Source organism: Priestia sp. SIMBA_032, assembly GCF_046535215.1.
GTDB lineage: Bacteria > Bacillota > Bacilli > Bacillales > Bacillaceae_H > Priestia > Priestia aryabhattai.
In genome coordinates this window covers 1-2,247 of record NZ_JAWRXD010000059.1, presented here as the reverse complement: position 1 = coordinate 2,247, position 2,247 = coordinate 1, and the positions used below count along the sequence as shown (strand labels likewise).

Below are 2,247 nucleotides of genomic sequence, written 5' to 3'. Positions count from 1 at the left end.
GCCCGTTGGTCAAGCGGTTAAGACACCGCCCTTTCACGGCGGTAACACGGGTTCGAATCCCGTACGGGTCATCAAAAGAGCAGTTTGCATTTGCAAACTGCTCTTTTATTTACGTATATTCATATGTAATACTCCCTGGATGTTATTCTAAAGGAATCCCTCTTTTTATGTCGAAAGTTAGTAAGTGTTAAGGAGGGTTTTAGATGCCTAAAGATTTAGTGAAAGAACTGTTAGATAAAGGCTTTAAAGTAGTGGACTTAACATGTGTGGGCACTATAAATATCATTTCAGCAAAGGAACTGTATTTAGACGAAATGAGTACTGGCACCATAGTTGATATGTTATCACTAGACGAAAACAGTATTAAGTTTTCCCTTGATGAAAAACTTCCTTATTTTGAGGCAAGTACCAAACCATTAGCCGGATATATCAATTCAGAAAGCAAACTGCCCATAGTAGAGGATGCAATTATTGACTACAAAGTGTATGTTAAAGAAGCAATTCTTCAGTTTAAGTAGTTAGTAAAAAAGCAGTTTGCATTTGTAAACTGCTTTTAATTAAATACGATATGAAATTCTAATGCCAAAACTACAAAATACTCGTGGCTAATCTCCTAAGCTTAAATATACTAATACTAGCAATATAAAAATGAAACTAACATCCCATGCTATAATAAATAAAAACTGAATACTAGGGGCAATGAATGATGGAAGAATTAAAACAAGAAGAGCAAAATGCAGGTAAACTGTATGAGAAAGGGTTTAAGTGGATGCGTTTTGTAAGCTTTTTTATGGTAGTAAACCTCATTTTCACCGTAGCTTTAGTAGCAGTTACCTTAGTAGCCCCTCAAATTCAAGAAACTTTTCGATGGGTAGCATTTGGTGTATATGGGCTTACAGTACTTTATCTTATCTTTATGCGTGAGGTAGCCTTCAGAAAGACATTTGGATCTTTGGTAGTTTGGATGCGAACTGTATGGAATTTTAGCTTTATTGCTAGCGCGTTTGGGGCAGTCACTATGTTCGTAGTTAATACTCACTGGACTCTATTTTAAAGGGATACCTGTTTATGTTGAAAGTAAAAATAAAGGAGGAATACATATGAACCCATACGAACAATTTCAATTAAATAAAGAGGTAGAAGAGATGGCTAAACAACGAATTGAAATCCATAAAAAGCGGATACAACTATCTGAAGAGCTGGAAAACAGCTTGGGTAACGAAGAACTTCAAGATAGAATTATCGAATTGGAAGAAGAAAGCCAAAAACTTAAGAAGAAAATTGAAGCTTTACTGGCTAACTTTTGAGCATTGGTACGCTCCCAGTATAGTGGACCAGTAAAAGAAAGAAACCTATTCCCACACAAAGGAATAGGTTCAATGAAGTAAGATGATATAGGTGTATATAACTATTTAACATCAAATGCATTTCTATTATAATCTATATTGGAAAATAAAGCACTTACATTTTATAAAGAGCATAAAAAAATCCGTAACCACGAAGGGTAACGGACTCGTTGGAAGTTGATTTTAAGACCAATATGCATCTATTAGTTTACCATACTACTTATCGAAATGAAAGCGATTTCAAAAAACTAATACACAATACAAAACGGCATATAATAGGCACGGACTTATCCGCATAAGATTTTCAATGGTACATTAATACCCAAAATTGCTTCACATTAAAAAATATCATTGTCTTTTAGTAGATAGTTTAGATGTGATAAAGCTGAATATTCAAAATAAAAGACTATATCATTCTATAATGATGTAGTCTTTTATTTTAAGTATTAGATGAAATTTCTAAAAAATAATCAGTTCCTCTACAAGTATATCACATTCATATGAACGATGAATTAACTTTTTGGGGATGTGTGTATGTACAAACGTACTGTTTTTTATCCATTACGTATCTTTTAGAAAAAGCTCGTTTTTTAGTTATGTTTCGACAAGAGTCTGCACCATTTTTGGCACATAATTTTTTATACTCATGATATAAAGTAAGGTACATAAGGCAATAGATTTGAACATCGTAGGGAATACAAGTTCCACTTAATTTGCATAATTGTTGATATATGTAAGGTTTTGTAGATAATTATGTTGCTCCCACATATTGAATATTTATCCTATATCAAGTACAATAAGTTGAATATAAGTTCAACTTGAAGAATGAGGTGTTTATAAATGAAAATTTCACGCTTTAATAAAGACTGCGGTAACTCTGTCGATATGAACATTATGGATG

General features: G+C 33.0%; 3 protein-coding genes and 1 tRNA gene. All 4 read left to right on the top strand.

From position 1 onward, the window contains the following. Nucleotides 1–71: transfer RNA gene (locus tag SB717_RS33280), tRNA-Glu, on the top strand. Between the two features lie 132 nt (nt 72–203). Beyond that, nucleotides 204–518 carry a hypothetical protein gene (locus SB717_RS33275; RefSeq protein WP_410907053.1) on the top strand — a complete coding sequence of 105 codons (315 nt, stop codon included), beginning with the start codon at nt 204–206 and terminating at the stop codon, nt 516–518. 185 nt (nt 519–703) lie between these two features. Beyond that, nucleotides 704–1,054, top strand: coding sequence for a hypothetical protein (locus SB717_RS33270; protein ID WP_335539696.1), 351 nt, complete (start codon nt 704–706; stop codon nt 1,052–1,054). A 46-nt stretch (nt 1,055–1,100) separates the two neighbouring features. Further along, the gene (locus SB717_RS33265) at nt 1,101–1,307 is read left to right on the top strand and encodes a hypothetical protein (RefSeq protein ID WP_335443987.1); all 207 of its coding nucleotides are present in this window, start codon (nt 1,101–1,103) and stop codon (nt 1,305–1,307) included. The last annotated feature ends 940 nt before the right edge of the window (nt 1,308–2,247 follow it).